Raw genomic sequence first — 14,482 nt, forward strand, 5'->3', positions numbered from 1 at the left:
ATCCCCATGCCTGGCCGGGCGGCGGCTCCAGCCTAACCGATTCCCTGCGCGGCGGCAGCGCCGGAGTCAGCGGAAATCGCGCGAGCGACTGTCCAGCTCGCCCAGCCACGCACTCATGTCGGTGAGCCGCCGGGCGATCAGGTGGGCCACGCCGTCGACGCACTCCCACTGCCCTTCCACCCCGAGCAGGCGCGCCTCCAGATACGCGCGCCGCTGCCGCTCGGCCACCTGGTTCCACACCACCACGTTGATCGCGCCGTGCTCGTCTTCGATGGTGATGAAGGTGACGCCGCTGGCGGTCTGCGGGCGCTGGCGCTGGGTGACCAGGCCGGCGGCGCGCACCGTGCTCTGGTGCGCTTGGCCGCGCAGGCTGCGCGAGTCGGTGAAACGCGCCGCGCGCAGGCGCGGGCGGATCAGTTGCAGCGGATGCGGGCCGAGGCTGAGTCCGGTGCGCGCATAGTCCGACTGCAGGTTTTCCGCCACCGACGGCACCGGCAGCACGACAGCCTCTTCCGCCGGACTGGCGCGCCCGAACAACGGCAGCTGCGATTCGACCCCGGCCACCGCCCACTTCGCGCGATGCCGATGACCCGCCAGGCCACGCAAGGCGCCCGCCTCGGCCAGCAGCTCCTGCTGGCGGCGGTCGATGCCGGTGCGGGCGCACAGATCCGTCACGTCGACGAAGGCACGCGCGGCGCGCGCCGCCGAAATCCGCTCGGCCACGTCTTCGCGAAAACCGCGCACCTGCCGCAGGCCGAGCCGCAGCGCCGGCTGCCCTTCCCGCGCGTCGTCCTCCAGCGTGCAGTCCCAGTCGCTGTGGCGCACGTCGACCGGCCGCACCGCGATGCCGTGGCGCTGCGCGTCCTGCACGATCTGGCTGGGCCCGTAGAAACCCATCGGCTGCGCGTTGAGCAGGGCGCAGGCGAACGCAGCCGGTTCGTGGCATTTCAGCCAGCAGCTGGCGTAGACGATGCCGGCGAAACTGGCCGCGTGGCTCTCGGGAAAACCGTAGCTGCCGAAGCCCTTGATCTGCTCGAACAGTCGCGCGGCGAACTCGGCGGTGTAGCCGCGTTCGAGCATGCCGCGGATGATCCGCTCGCGGTGGTGCTCCATGCCGCCGTGACGTTTCCACGCCGCCATCGCGCGGCGCAGCTGGTCGGCCTCGCCGGCCGTGTAGCCGGCCGCCACGATCGCCAGCTTCATCACCTGCTCCTGGAACAGCGGCACGCCCAGGGTGCGTTCGAACACCGCCTTCAGATCCTCCGAGGGATAGTCCACCGGCTCCTCGCCGCGCCGGCGGCGCAGGTACGGATGCACCATGTCGCCCTGGATCGGGCCGGGCCGCACGATCGCCACCTGGATCACCAGGTCGTAGAAATTTTCCGGGCGATGCCGCGGCAGCATCGCCATCTGCGCGCGACTCTCGATCTGGAACACGCCGACGGTGTCGGCACGCTGGATCATCTCGTACGTTTGCGGGTCTTCGGCCGGCAGCGTCGCCAGGCTGTAATCCTGGCCGCGATGCGCGCGCAGCAGGTCCAGGCAACGGCGCACGCAGCTGAGCATGCCCAGCGCCAGGCAATCGACCTTGAGCAGGCGCATCGTGTCCAGGTCGTCCTTGTCCCACTGGATGATGGTGCGATCGGGCATCGCCGCGTTCTCCACCGGCACCAGTTCGGCCAGCGGCGCGTCGCTGATCACGAAACCGCCCACGTGCTGCGACAGGTGCCGCGGCATGTCGCGCAACTCGGCGGTGAGTTTCAGCACCCGGCGCAGCACCGCGCCCTGTGGATCGAAACCGTGTTCGCGCAGGCGTTCGTCCAGCGATTGCTCACCGCGCCAGCCGAAGATGCCGCTCAGCTGGTCCACCTGGTCCGGCGGCAGGCCCAGCGCCTTGGCCACGTCGCGCACGGCGCTCCTGCCGCGATAGCAGATCACCGTGGCCGCCAGCGCGGCACGCTCGCGACCGTACTTGGCATAGATGTACTGGATCACTTCCTCGCGCCGCTCGTGCTCGAAATCCACGTCGATGTCGGGCGGCTCGTTGCGCTCCTTGCTGATGAAACGCTCCACCAGCAGGTTCATCCGCGCCGGGTCGACCTCGGTGACGCCGAGCGCGAAACACACGGCGGAGTTGGCCGCCGAGCCGCGGCCCTGGCAGAGAATCCCCTTGCTGCGGGCGAAGTGCACGATGTCGTGCACGGTGAGGAAATAGGACTCGTACTTCAGATATTCGATCAGGCCCAGCTCGTGCTCGATCTGCGCCCGGACTTTCTCCGGCACGCCATCCGGCCAGCGCCAGCGCACGCCTTGTTCGGTGAGATGGCGCAGCCAGCTGCTGGCGCTGTGGCCGGCCGGCACCAGTTCGGCGGGGTAGCGGTATTCCAGTTCGTCGAGGCTGAACGCGCAGCGCGCGGCGATGGCGGTGCTTTCGAGCATCAGCGCGGCAGGGTAGATCGCACCCAGCGCCTCGCGCCGGCGCAGGTGGCGTTCGCCGTTGCGGAAGATCAGCGCGCCGGCTTCGGCCAGCGGCACGCGATGGCGGATCGCGGTGAGCGTGTTCTGCAGCGCGAGCCGGCGACGCACGTGCATGTGCACGTCGCCGGCGGCAACCAGCGGCAGGTCGAGGCTGTGCCCGAGCCGCTGCAGCTCGCGCAGGCGTTGCGCGTCGTCCGGCCCGTGATGCAGTTCCACCGCCAGCCACGCCCGCTCGGCGAAGGTGTCGCGCATCCAGCGACCGTGCGCGACATCGGGCTCGCGCCCGGGCAGCCACAGCGCAAAGGTGCCCGGCACGCCATCGGCGAGATCGGCGCGCTGCAGCCGGTACGTACCCTTGGCCGCGGCGCGGCGGCCACGGGTGATCAGCGCGCACAGTGCGGTATAGCCGGCCTTGTTCTCGCACAGCAGCACCAGTTTGGGGCCGTCGTCGAGCTGGAATTCGGCGCCCACGATCAGCTTCATGCCGGTGGCGCGCGAAGCCTCCAGCGCGCGCACGATGCCGGCCAGCGAACACTCGTCGGTGATCGCCAGCGCCTCGTAGCCGCAAGCCTTCGCGCGTTCGAACAATTCACGCGCGCTGGATGCGCCGCGGCCGAACGAGAAGTTCGACAGGCAATGCAGCTCGGCATACGCGTTCATGCGAACCAGCCGTGCAGCATCCAGCCGTCGCGCTCGCCCGGCGCGCAAAATGCCCAGCCGCGCTGGCCTTGCGCGGTTTCCACCACGTAGTAGTCGCGGCACACCTCGCCGCCATCCCACCAGCCGGTTTCCAGCCGCTCGGGGCCGGCCAGGATGTGTGGCGCGGGGCCGCGCAGGGGAATCGGCCGCTCGAACAGCCAGGTCGGTCGCGGCGAGGGTTCCTGCCAGCCGGCATCGTGGGCCGTCACTTTCTGCGCCAGCTCGGGCCGCGGATCGGTGGTGCTGCCCAGCCGATGCACGGCGCGATCGCCCAGCCGCGCGCGCAGGCGTTCGCGCAACTGTTCGATCGGCAACGCATTGGCGGGGCGTTCGTCGAACAGGTCGCGGCCGGCCGGCACGAACGCAGGCAGGTCGCGCGCGATCAGGCGCATGGCCAGCACCGGCTGCGGCAGTTGCACCTGCTCCAGCCGCGCGCGTGCCAGTTCGAACAGCATGCCGGCCTCGCGCTCGGGTGCGAGCAGGCCCACCTTCACCTCGGTGTGTCCCTCGCGATGTTCCAGCTGCAACGTGAAACGCTGCACGCCGCCGTCGCGACCGGCCAGGTAGGCGGACAGGTCGGCCGTCATCCGACGCAGCGGAAACACCAGCGCGCCGATGGCTTCGACTTCATGCGTGAGTTCGATGCGCAGGTCGAAGCGGTCGGGTGGCCGATACGCTTCCAGGCCGGCCGTGGCCGCGCCGGTCAGCCGATCCAGCGCCAGCAGCAACTCCGCACCGAAGCGCCGGCGCAGGCCGTCGCGCGGCAGCGCCAGCAACTGGCCCAGCGTGCGGATGCCCATGCCCGGCAAGGCGTCGGCCGCCGCCGCAGGCAGGCGACTCTGCGACAGCGGGATGCGCTGCAGCGCGTGGCGCAGTTGCTCGTCGGTGAGCACCACTTGGCCGTCGGCGACACCGGTCAGCACGTGTGCCGCATGCGGCGTGGGCGCGGCGCTGATCCGGTGGCGGAAACCCAGCGCGTCGAGATCGGCACGCAGCAGGCTTTCCAGCCGCGGCCACGAGCCGAACAGGTTCAGGCTGCGGCTGACCTCCAGCACGATCGCGTGCGGCAACAGGCTCACCTCGGCGCTGTAGCGATAGGCCACCGCGGCCAGGAACCGATGCCAGTGGTCGACCCGCTCAGGCTGGTACGGCAGCGCCTCGAATTGCGCCAGCAGCGCCTGCGCCGCGCTCAGCCGCTGACCCACGCGCAGGCCGGCGTCGCGCGCGGCCGCGTTCGCCGCCACGATGCTGCGCGCATGTCCGGTGCCGGCCACCAGCACCAGCGGGCCCGCGTCCGGGCGGCGGCGGAGGACACCGTCCAGTGCCAGCTGCGGCAACAAGATGCAAGCCCACAACATGCGCGGCCACCATCAATGCAGCGCCGCGGTGGGCAGCGGCAGCGGTTGCGCCGGCACCGCGCCGCCCCGGCATTTGCGCACCCATACCCGCGCCTGCGGCCGTGCCTCCAGCTCCAGCCGCAACGCCGCCGGCGAGGCATTGGAGAGATGCCGGCGATCACGGAACGCGAAGGCCAGCGCGCGGCCGCCGTCGGCCGCCACCTGCAGGCGCCGCAGCGCGCGATCGTCCGCCTGCCGCGGCCACGCCAGCACCGCCGCGCAGCTGCCCGAGCGCAGGCATTGCTCCGTCGCCCACAGCACGTCGGCCTCGGTCGCGTTGACGATCTCGACCCGACGCATGTCCACGCCGTGCTGGCGCCAACCGGCCACGCAGGGCAGATACGGCGGCGCCACCAGCACCACCGGCCGCGCACCCTGGCTGAGGCGCGCCAGCGTGGGCAGCACCAGTTGCAGTTCGCCCACGCCATCCAGCGGCAGCAGGATTTCCGACAGCGCCGCCGCCGGCCAGCCGCCGCTGGGCAGTACCGCATCCAGCGCGGCCCAGCCGGTCGGCTGCTCGCCGGCCGGCGGCGGCTCGGCCCGGCCGCGCCAGACCCGGCGCGCATCGAGCAGGTTCGACAGTGGCACCACGGCCGCCATCAGCCGCCCCTCAGCAGGCCGGCGAACAGGCCTTCGATGGCGAAATCCTCGGTGGGGTCGGGATCGATCGGCTGGTAACCGGGGCTGTTCGGCAGCAGCCGGATCACCTCGCCCTGCCAGTACAGCCGCTTGATCGTGAAGCGGTCGCCGCCGACGCGCGCCGCCACCACCTGGCCGTGCCGCGCCACCGGCGTGGCGTGCACGCCGACCAGGTCCTGGTCGAGGATGCCCTCGTCGCGCATCGAGTCGCCGACCACCCGCACCAGGTAATCCGGCGTGAGCCGGAACAGCCAGCGCGACACGCGCAGGCTGCGCTCGATCCGCGACTCGGAGAACAGCGGCTCGCCGGCCGCGATGCGGCCGACCAGCGGCAGCTCCAGGGTATCGGCATCCAGCGCGTCGGGCGCATCCACCAGGCGGATGCCGCGCGAGCGGTGCGGCTCGATCGCCAGCCGCCCCTTGGCCTCCAGCGAACGCACGTGTTTGAGCACCGCGCTGACGTGGGGCAGGCCCATCGCCTGGCCGATCTCCTCCAGCGTGGGCGCCTGCCCATCCCGTGCCACGCGGGCGCGGATGAACTCGAGGATGTTGGACTGGCGGCTGGTCAGGTGCAGGCTCATGGTTTCGGCATTTTCACCTCAAAAGGTGAAAATTGAAAGTACCCGGAAATCATCCCCGCCGACCTCAATTGCGCAGCGGCACCCGCGCGCGGTGGTCCGCGTCGGCGTTGCGGCCGAGCACGTCGGCACGTTGCAGGGCCCGCCGCGCATGGCGCTCCTCGCCCAGTTGCCGATAGACCCGGGCCAGCCCGAGGTAGAAACGCGGGTCGCCGTGGTACAGCCGGATGGCGCGCCGGTAGTGCTGCACCGCGCCGGCGTAGTCGCCCCGTTTTTCGTCGTCCATGGCCAGCAGGAACTGGAAGTAAGGGTCCTTCTGCTGCACCTTTTCCAGTCGCTGCTGGAAGCGGGCGCGGCGCGCCTCGTCGCCCTGGCTGCGATACAGCGTGACCAGGTTGAACAGCGCGCCTGCATGCGTCGGGTCCAGCGCCAGCGCCTGCAGATAGTTGCGCTCGGCGCCGCGCAGGTCGCCCAGGCGCAGCTGCAACACGCCGGCATTGGCCCGGCCGCTGGCATAGCGCGGCGCCAGCTGCAGCGTCATCGCCATGTAGGGGGCGGCGACCTTCGGGTCATCGTCGGCCAGCAATTCGGCGGCGCGGTTGTTGTAGTAGAGCGCCAGCAGGCGCTGGTCGGGAATCGGCTCGGGCTGGTGCCGCGCCAGCACCTCGTCGCGGGCCACGTCGACGGTGTAGCGCATGCGGCCGATGGCGACTTGCGCATTGACGTGGTTGAAGCGGTAGACCACGTTGTCCTGCACGCGCCAGGCCACGACGTCGTCGATCTCCTGCGCGCGGGCCTCCAGCCCGGCCTCGCGCGCCAGCGCCATGGTGAGCAGGGTGAAGGTGAGGCAGTTGGCCTGGCGCAGCCGGTACGCCTGCGCCACCGTCAAGGTGGCGTCGGCGGCGTAGGTCATGCCCAGGCCGGAAGGATCGAACAGGAACGCCACCAGGCGCTGCAGCCGCTGCCGCTCCGACCCGCCGCCGCCGGTGACCTGCTGCTGCAGTTGCGCGCGCAAGGCCGGCGGAATCGCCATGACCTGTTCGGGAGGCGGCATCGGCTCCGGCGGCGGCATGGCCGGGGCGGGCGCGGTGGCCACCGACCACGCCAGGATCGCCGCATGCATCCAGGCCACCATGCCGGAACCCTCCACGCACAAGGCGGGAACGTTTGACGCGGCCAGTCTAGACCTTTTCGCACGCACCGAACGGCGCGGTGAATCAGGCCTTGCGCAGCAGCCGGTACGCGGCGGTCTCCAGTGCGCTCACCCCTTCGGCGGCGAAGCCCGGCTGCTCGGCCAGGATGTCGCGGCGCTCCAGCAACTCCACCACCCAGTCGCGGCCGTAACGCTCGCGCACCTCGGCCTCGGACACGGCAAACGGCGGGCCCTGCTTTTCGTGCGGCGGATAGTCGAGCGTGATCAGCAGGCCGCGGCAGCCGGCAGGCAGCTGCGCATGCACTTCGTCCACGTAGCGACGGCGCAGCTCCGGCGGCAGCGCGATCAGCGCGGCGCGGTCGTACACCGCCGAGCAATCGGCGAGGAGGTCGGCATCGAGCCCGAACACGTCGCCGCAGATCAGCTCGATGTTGCCGGCCACGTGGCGACGGCCACAGGCCGAGGCGGACACCTGCGGCGTCAGTTCGTGTTCGGCGAAGAACTGCTCCACTGCCAGCGGCGACAGCTCCACGCCCAGCACGCGATGCCCCTGCGCGGCCAGCCAGACCATGTCCAGCGACTTGCCGGCCAGCGGCACCAGCACGCGGGTGTCCGGCGCCAGTGCCAGCGCCGACCAGTGCGCGAGCAGCAACGGCGTGGGTCGATCCTGATGAAAGCCGGTGCGACCCTCGCGCCAGCGCCGATGCCAGAATTCGGGTTCCATGGCCTGTCTCCGGTGAACATGCCCGCGCACGGTAACAGGGTGTGCGTGACGCTTCAGCCGTGCCGGACCAGCCAGCGCAGATAGCCCAGATACAGCACGGTGGCCACCAGCGGCAGCGCATGCCAGGCGTATGCACCGGCGCCGCCACCGCACACTTGCAGGCACAGCACGATGAGCGCGCTGCACAGGCAGGCACCGGGCAGCACGAAGATCGACAGGTTCAGCACCCGCAACTGGCGCGGGCGCAGCGAACGCCCGCTGGCCATGCCGCCGCCGGAAAATGCCACCAGCATGAACAGCAGATACGCCAGCAGCAGCTGGCCGAACACTCCCAGCAAGGTCCATCCCCACGACATGCCGTTTCCCCCTTGCGCGCCACGCCGGCGAAGTATCGCAGGCCTTCCCCGACAGGTGCTGGCGACTGGAAACCGGCGGCAGCAATCGAGCAACTGAAAGATTGCATATCAGGCGCGGCGCGTGCATCATGCAACCTAAAGGTTGCCATTGAGGATGACCCATGAGTTCGTCGACCGATCGCATCGAACAACACATCCTGCTCCGTGCACCGCTCGAACGGGTGTGGCACGCATTGACCGACGCCCGCGCATTCGGCGCCTGGTTCGGCATGGCGCTGGACGGCCCCTTCGTCGCCGGGCAGCCGATCACCGGCACGATCCAGCCCACCCAGGTCGACGCCGACGTCGCAAAGTTGCAGGCGCCGCATGCCGGCACGCCGTTCACGCTGTACGTCGAGCGCATCGAACCGATGCGCGTGTTCGCCTGGCGCTGGCACCCCTACGCGATCGAGGCGGGGATGGACTACGACAAGGAGCCGACCACCCTGGTCACCTTTGAACTCGAAGCGTTGGCCGAGGGCATCATGCTGCGACTCACCGAGTCCGGCTTCGACCGGTTGCCGGCCGCGCGCCGCGACGCCGCACTGCGCGCCAACGCCGGTGGCTGGGCCATGCAGATGGGCAACATCGAGAAATATGTCGCCGCGCACTGAACGCTCCCGGCGCAAGGCCGCCGCGTTGTCCGCCAGCGCGCCGGTGTTCGCCGCGCTGGGCGATGCCACCCGGCTGCGGCTGGTCGTCGCGCTGTGTGCCGGCGGCGCGCTGTCGATTGCGCAGCTCACCGCGGGTACCACCATCACCCGCCAGGCCGTCACCAAGCATTTGCAGGTGCTTGCCGATGCCGGCCTGGTGCAGGACTTGCGCCAGGGCCGCGAGCGGCTGTGGGAGTTCACGCCGGCGCGGCTGGACGAGGCGCGCCAGGCGCTGGACGCGATCAGCGCGCAGTGGGGCGCGGCGCTGGCGCGGCTGCAGCGTTTTGTCGAATCGTGATGGCGGCGGGCTGCCGGGGTGCCGCGGTGGATGCAACGGCGGCGTGATGCGCCGAAGCCGGGGCGCCTATGGCGCGCGACAGCTCGACGGCAGATAGGTGGCCTTGAGCGTGGTGCGGTTGGTGCCGATGGCCGACATGCCCTCCGGTGCCGGCGACTCGCCGCAGGCCCAGGCGATCGGACTGTGCGGGCTGCCCTTCACCACCAGCGGCCGCAGGCTCAGCACCTGGCCTTGCAGGGCGCTGTTGATGTTCTTGTCGCGGAAACGGATGTTGATCACGCCATCGTCGACGGTCACCGCGCCCACGTAGTGGCCGATGATCGACCCCGCCGACGGCACGCCGCTGGCGCGGTTGTCCGCGGGGAAGTGGCCGAACTGGCGGTAGTAGTCGACGATCTTCGGCTGCACGAACGAGCCCAGCGAGAACGCCTCGGTGGTCTGCGCGCGAATGACGTAGCTCTGGTACGCCGGGATCGCGATCGCCGCGAGGATGCCGATGATGGCCACGACGATCATCAGTTCGATAAGCGTGAATCCGCGTTTGCGTGTCATCCTCAATGCACTCCCACCATGCTGGCGACTGAAAAGATCGGGACGTAAAGCACCGTGACCATGACGCCGACCAGGATGTAGAACAGCACGCGCGAGGCCAGGATCAGGCGGTCGCGCGACGATTCGAGTTGGGCCTGGGCGGTGGTCCAGTGCAGGCGGCGCTGCCATTCCAGTTCCACGCCGAACGTGCCCAGGCGCTCGGCCTGCGCGAGCTTTTCGCCCAGTTCGCCGGCGAGCGGCGTCCCCGCTGGCCAGCCGGCCAGCCGCAGGGCCGGCTCCAGCACCGCCGCATCCGTCACCCCTGCCGCCTTGAGCGCAGCGGCAAACTCCAGGCAGCGCAGCACCTGGTAGGCGGCCGCGCCCTTGCCATCCAGCCAGCCGGCACGGGCGCGCCCCAGCGGTTGCAGCTGCGCCATGCGACGACGCATGCGCAGCCATCGCGTCGCCAGCAGCACCAGCACGATGGCCATCACCAGCAGCGGCGCGAACAGGCGGATGGCGCCGTTCGCGGCGATCCAGTCGGCGGCGCCGTGCACGCCCAGCGTGCGGTCGAGGTGACTGAAGGCCGGCAGCACGTAGGTCGCGTAGATGAGCGCGATCACCAGCGCCAGGCCCAGCAGGAACAGCACGTACGAAAGAAAGGTGCGCACCGGCCGCCACCAGTCCAGCGCGAACAGCCGCGCCTCGGCCAGCGAGTGGATGAACGCGGCTTGCACGCCGGCCGCGCTGCCGCCAAGTTCCTTCGCTGCCGCAGCCAGGCGCGGGCCCAAGCCGGCATCGGCGAAGCGGGCCGGGCCGTCCGCCGCATCGCCGCCACCGAGCAGCGCCACGGCATCCGCGCCCAGCACCTCGCGCAACCGCGCATGCGCCGCCGGCTCGTCCAGGCCGCTGGCGAGCAGATGCGCGTACTGGCGCGTCACGAAATCGCGGGAGTCATCCAGCTTCAAGGCATCCATTCGCAATCACCGGCAAGAGGGCGGGAGGTAGTCCACGGGGAGGGTGGTCCGGTTCGCGGCCGTGGCCTCGACCGTTCCGGACACTGGCGTGGCGTAACCGCACAGGAAGGAAACCGTCGGCTCCTCGGCCGACCCCATCAGCTCGGGGCGGAACGACAGCCGCCCCCGCACACCGCCTGTCGCCACCGCGCCGCTGCGGTTGCCGGCCGGCAGCGACTGGCCCAGCACTACCTGCGCCGTGATGACGCCACCCTCCGCCAGTGAGAGGTTCTCCACGTGCGACCCCGCGCGCGCGTCGCCGAGGATGTTCGGGTCGCCCGCCGAGGGCCATCGACCATGTTCGGCGCGATAGACCCGGGCGTTGACTTGCGGGGCCCACGCCAGCGAGACCGCGTCCAGGGTCTGCGCCATGAGCATCACGCGGCTGCCGAAACCCGTGGCGACCGCCACCACGGCTGCCACGATCGCGCCAGCGGCAATGAGTTCCAGCGCGTCGGGCCCCCGCACTTCACGCGTGCGGCCGATCGCTGTCCGATGCAGTCTTGCTCCCATCGTTCGAGCCTAGCACAGCGTCCTGCGGCGCCGGAACGACTGCCTGGCGGCCCTCCTGCGAAGTGCGCGGTGGAAAGTTGCCGCCGCCACGATCACGCGGGTGGCGGCCCCTCGACGCCATGACGCGGCGATGATCCATCGACGACCGGGCATTCACCCGCCCGGACACTGGCGTAGGACGTCCATCTAACTCTGGAGCACTCCCATGTCCAAGGGCGACAAATCCTCGTACACCGCCAAGCAGAAGCGCGAAGCATCCCACATCGAGGAAAGCGAAAAGAAAAAGGGCAAGTCGGAGAAGACGGCCGAGCGCATCGCCTGGGCCACCGTGAACAAGCGCGATGGTGGCGGCAAGAAGAAGTCGTGAGGGCAGCGGCTACCGACCCCGGTTCCCCACGCATCTGCCGGCAACGCCCGAACCCCGGGCGCACACCGGGGCTGCCCCGCTATATTGCGTGGCAGGCACAACGGGGAACAGTCGATGTCCGATGGCGATGACGAAGACACAGACGGCGGCGAGTTCGGCATGTCCGTCGGCGAGGACGGCGAGGTCACCTTCGTCGGTCGCCCGCCCTGGGGCACCAAGGCCGCCAAGATCCCGGTCAACTCGAAGGCAAGCAAGGGGCCGGTGGAGGACCGCCGCCACATCCTGCACTGGGGCGAGCAACTGCGGCCGATCCTGGCCTCCGTCATGACGGCCATGTTCCAGCTGCACGGCCGCAGCGGGCCGGCGATCGAGAAGGCGCTGCGCGACCCGCTGAAGGGCCGGGTGCAGCGCATCGTCGGCACCGATGCCCACGCGATCGCCGAGCGGGTGGCGAAGGAGATCAACGGTGCCGTGATCAACCTCGTCGCCGATCGCGCCGACATCAACAAGGCCATCGAACACGTTCGCGCCCGCGTGCGAAACCTGACCCGCCGATTGACCGACGACCCCGCGCTCACCGCCAAGGTCGCGAAGGCCATGCGGGAGCCCTTCCCCAACGACGCGATCATGGACGTCTACCTGGACGAGGCGGCGCAGGAACTGCTGGGCGGGACCAGCGACAGCACCGCGATCAAGTCGCAGGTCCAGGACATCGGCTTCCAGATCGTCGGCCTGGTGCAGTCCTGCCGCGCGCCGTGCGATTTCGTGATGATGCTGCACCACGTGGCCGATTCGGTCACCTTCGACCTGTCGCAGAAAGCGGAGCGCGAACAGACTCGCCGCACGCTGGAATGGCTGCGCCGGATGGAAGCCAACATGCGCGAACCCGCCGACATCCGCTACGAAGCACTGCTGACGCTGCTGGACTGAGCGGCGACGCCCTCGCGGCACGGCGGCGAGGGAAACCGGGAAGCGGCCCCGCACTCAGGACGGCGTCAACTGCCGGTTCAGGTGCGACGGCAAGGCGCCGGCATTGTGTCGCCAGTGCGTCGCGCTCCACGTCGTGGTAGTCGGTGCGCCCGGCCGCGTATTGAACAGAACAGAACAACAAGGTCAGGTTCATTCAACCTACGCGGAATAATGAACCTGACCCCTTATTTTATATTTTACATGCCGCTCAGACGCCCATTGGCTGAAAGTCAACCACACGGATCGAGAGAGCCCTAAAACTGTCCAACTCGGCTAACTAATTCTGCCCGGAGGTGAGAGCGCCTTTCCTTACGAATACGGCGTCATCTATTTTTTCGAATGCCACTTGGTAGGGCTTCGGATCCAAGATGGGAGTATCCTCCGCCTGGGTCTGCCCGTACGCGCTAGAATTATTGCGTGTATTGACAAAGTTAAGGCGGACGCGGACGTATCCTGGCCTAATCTCTTCAACAAATGCTGTAGCTTTCGTTTGACCGCTTGACGCAACACCAACCATCGCCTGCCAAAAACCCGTCTTGTTGGAAGTTGGGCTTGCAGCAGTTATAAACCCAGTATCTTTATCGGCACTCTGCACGATATACCCCAAGTCCTGAAATACGCTCAAAACCGAGCCGAAGACGATTGTCTTCGTTGTTTCAAATTCTTTCGTCTGGAAAGACTGAATCTGCAACGAGGTTGGCGTTGGCTTGGGCGAAGTTGCACAGCCTGTCATGGCCGCTATAGCAAGGCAGCCAACAATAATAAACTTTTTCATCCCCTGTTTCTCCGTGCGTCAGAATTCACTTGATCTGCTTCTAAAATCAGAAACCAGATTGTTCTTTCCGAACTTGATGATTAATGTCATCGTTCGCTGAGTCTGCTCAAAACCTGAAGCAGAATTCGCACCTCCCGCAAGAACTACAGTCCAGTAGTTGCTACTCGAGCTGGACTGAGTCACCGTTGCTTGGCGCTGATATGACCAGACCTCCTGACCGGAGCCGTCGATCGTGGTGATGTTTGGCGCACCAAAATGCTCCAACACATCAGCCTTTGACGTCTGTCCAACCTTGATGTTTAACTGCACGTTGCCATGTGTAAGCTCGCTATTTCGAGTTGTCACAGGCTTCGCATTATTTTGGACACATCCCGAGCAAATCATCACGAACATTGCTAACGCAATTGCACTAACTGATTTCATACATTCCCCCCGCGACTTCCTCAGAATTAACTCACCCGCACTTCGAATACCCACAATTCAGACAAGTCTGGCAGTTGTCCATCAGCACCAGCGCCTTGGTGTTGCACTTGTCGCACATCATCGAGCCGGGCGGAAAGGTCAGGGTTTCGGAACCGGTCGAGCTGGCAGTCACGCCGGCGTCAGCGTTTTTTTTTGAGTCCATCGCCTCGTAGGCGGCGCGCTTCTCCGCAATCAACTTCCGCATCGCCTCATCCATTTCCGGATCATGGATCAGCCCGATGTTCTTCATGTGCTGTTCCACCACCGAGCCGATCTCGGCGACGATGCTGGGCATGTAGACGCCGCCGGCCTTGAAGTAGCCGCCGCGGGGGTCGAACACGGCTTTCAGCTCTTCCACGATGAACGTCACGTCGCCGCCCTTGCGGAACACGGCGGAGAGGATGCGGGTGAGCGCCACGATCCACTGGAAGTGATCCATGTTCTTCGAGTTGATGAAGATCTCGAAGGGGCGGCGCTGCTCGTACTTGGTGCCGGCGTTGAGCACGATGTCGTTGATGGTGACGTACAGGGCGTGCTCGAACAGCGGCGACTTGACCTTGAAGGTGGAGCCGACCAGGGTTTCCGGTCGCTCGACACTCTCGTGCATCTGGATCACTTCGGCCTGCTTGGGCGCGGCAGGGGTGGCCTGCTTCGCCGCGCTGGCGGCCGCATCGGCAACCTTGTCCTCGGGCTTGACCACGTTGTAGCCGGTGATCTTCTTGTCGATCTTGATTGCCATGGGATTCGCTTCTTTGCTGGGGCGCGCCGCAATGGCGGCGACGTGTGACATGAAAAACCATCCGGCCCGGCGCGACGCCGGGCCGGATGGAGGTAC

Annotated in this window: 17 protein-coding genes; 4 read left to right on the forward strand and 13 right to left on the reverse strand. The window is 67.9% G+C overall.

The window, feature by feature from the left end; genetic code table 11:
- Positions 1-66: 66 nt before the first annotated feature.
- The 7 genes from ACVCMI_RS16605 to ACVCMI_RS16635 all read right to left on the reverse strand — a co-directional run bounded on the left by ACVCMI_RS16605 (position 67) and on the right by ACVCMI_RS16635 (position 8,024).
- Positions 67-3,138 (reverse strand): error-prone DNA polymerase, encoded by a 3,072-nt coding sequence (locus ACVCMI_RS16605; RefSeq protein WP_447098045.1) that lies wholly within the window; start codon positions 3,136-3,138, stop codon positions 67-69.
- Positions 3,135-4,535 (reverse strand): Y-family DNA polymerase, encoded by a 1,401-nt coding sequence (locus ACVCMI_RS16610; RefSeq protein WP_447098044.1) that lies wholly within the window; start codon positions 4,533-4,535, stop codon positions 3,135-3,137. Before ACVCMI_RS16610 ends, ACVCMI_RS16605 begins: the two co-directional genes overlap by 4 nt.
- A gap of 12 nt (positions 4,536-4,547) precedes the next feature.
- On the reverse strand, positions 4,548-5,174 hold the full coding sequence (gene imuA / locus ACVCMI_RS16615; protein ID WP_447098043.1) for a translesion DNA synthesis-associated protein ImuA: 627 nt from the start codon (positions 5,172-5,174) through the stop codon (positions 4,548-4,550).
- Positions 5,174-5,794: a transcriptional repressor LexA gene (gene lexA, locus ACVCMI_RS16620; RefSeq protein WP_395120209.1), complete on the reverse strand. Its 621-nt coding sequence runs from the start codon at positions 5,792-5,794 to the stop codon at positions 5,174-5,176. Before lexA ends, imuA begins: the two co-directional genes overlap by 1 nt.
- Before the next feature lie 64 nt (positions 5,795-5,858).
- Positions 5,859-6,926 (reverse strand): tetratricopeptide repeat protein, encoded by a 1,068-nt coding sequence (locus tag ACVCMI_RS16625; RefSeq protein ID WP_447098042.1) that lies wholly within the window; start codon positions 6,924-6,926, stop codon positions 5,859-5,861.
- 82 nt (positions 6,927-7,008) lie between these two features.
- Positions 7,009-7,668: a thiopurine S-methyltransferase gene (locus ACVCMI_RS16630; RefSeq protein WP_447098041.1), complete on the reverse strand. Its 660-nt coding sequence runs from the start codon at positions 7,666-7,668 to the stop codon at positions 7,009-7,011.
- 53 nt (positions 7,669-7,721) lie between these two features.
- A complete protein-coding gene (locus ACVCMI_RS16635) occupies positions 7,722-8,024 on the reverse strand; it encodes a hypothetical protein (protein ID WP_447098040.1) in 303 nt (100 codons plus the stop codon).
- A gap of 161 nt (positions 8,025-8,185) precedes the next feature.
- Between ACVCMI_RS16635 and ACVCMI_RS16640 the strand changes: the two genes are divergently transcribed.
- Together ACVCMI_RS16640 and ACVCMI_RS16645 are read left to right on the forward strand one after the other, a co-directional pair.
- The gene (locus ACVCMI_RS16640; protein WP_447098039.1) at positions 8,186-8,677 is read left to right on the forward strand and encodes an SRPBCC family protein; all 492 of its coding nucleotides are present in this window, start codon (positions 8,186-8,188) and stop codon (positions 8,675-8,677) included.
- Positions 8,661-9,014 carry an ArsR/SmtB family transcription factor gene (locus ACVCMI_RS16645; protein WP_395120214.1) on the forward strand — a complete coding sequence of 118 codons (354 nt, stop codon included), beginning with the start codon at positions 8,661-8,663 and terminating at the stop codon, positions 9,012-9,014. The genes ACVCMI_RS16640 and ACVCMI_RS16645 overlap by 17 nt, the downstream gene beginning before the upstream one ends.
- 66 nt (positions 9,015-9,080) lie before the next feature.
- On the opposite strand, the gene ACVCMI_RS16650 is transcribed toward ACVCMI_RS16645, so the two are convergent.
- From ACVCMI_RS16650 to ACVCMI_RS16660, 3 genes are read right to left on the reverse strand one after another with little or no spacing between them, the layout of a single operon-like run.
- Positions 9,081-9,566 carry a pilin gene (locus tag ACVCMI_RS16650; protein ID WP_447098038.1) on the reverse strand — a complete coding sequence of 162 codons (486 nt, stop codon included), beginning with the start codon at positions 9,564-9,566 and terminating at the stop codon, positions 9,081-9,083.
- Positions 9,567-9,568: 2 nt separating this feature from the next.
- Positions 9,569-10,522, reverse strand: a complete 954-nt coding sequence (locus ACVCMI_RS16655) for a hypothetical protein (protein ID WP_447098037.1) — start codon at positions 10,520-10,522, stop codon at positions 9,569-9,571.
- A 6-nt stretch (positions 10,523-10,528) separates the two neighbouring features.
- Positions 10,529-11,074 carry a hypothetical protein gene (locus tag ACVCMI_RS16660; protein ID WP_395120217.1) on the reverse strand — a complete coding sequence of 182 codons (546 nt, stop codon included), beginning with the start codon at positions 11,072-11,074 and terminating at the stop codon, positions 10,529-10,531.
- A 205-nt stretch (positions 11,075-11,279) separates the two neighbouring features.
- On the opposite strand from ACVCMI_RS16660, the gene ACVCMI_RS16665 reads away from it, so the two are divergent.
- A complete protein-coding gene (locus ACVCMI_RS16665; protein WP_447098036.1) occupies positions 11,280-11,441 on the forward strand; it encodes a hypothetical protein in 162 nt (53 codons plus the stop codon).
- A 114-nt stretch (positions 11,442-11,555) separates the two neighbouring features.
- The gene (locus ACVCMI_RS16670) at positions 11,556-12,371 is read left to right on the forward strand and encodes a hypothetical protein (protein WP_447098035.1); all 816 of its coding nucleotides are present in this window, start codon (positions 11,556-11,558) and stop codon (positions 12,369-12,371) included.
- A 316-nt stretch (positions 12,372-12,687) separates the two neighbouring features.
- On the opposite strand, the gene ACVCMI_RS16675 is transcribed toward ACVCMI_RS16670, so the two are convergent.
- Genes ACVCMI_RS16675 through ACVCMI_RS16685 form a run of 3 tightly spaced genes read right to left on the reverse strand, consistent with a single transcriptional unit; the run spans position 12,688 to position 14,386 of the window.
- Entirely contained in the window at positions 12,688-13,185 is a 498-nt protein-coding gene (locus ACVCMI_RS16675; RefSeq protein WP_447098034.1) for a hypothetical protein, read from the reverse strand.
- 18 nt (positions 13,186-13,203) lie between these two features.
- A complete protein-coding gene (locus ACVCMI_RS16680) occupies positions 13,204-13,608 on the reverse strand; it encodes a hypothetical protein (protein ID WP_447098033.1) in 405 nt (134 codons plus the stop codon).
- A 31-nt stretch (positions 13,609-13,639) separates the two neighbouring features.
- Positions 13,640-14,386, reverse strand: a complete 747-nt coding sequence (locus tag ACVCMI_RS16685) for a TSCPD domain-containing protein (RefSeq protein WP_447098032.1) — start codon at positions 14,384-14,386, stop codon at positions 13,640-13,642.
- Between the last annotated feature and the right edge of the window lie 96 nt (positions 14,387-14,482).

This window comes from Rhodanobacter sp. UC4448_H15, assembly GCF_052978265.1.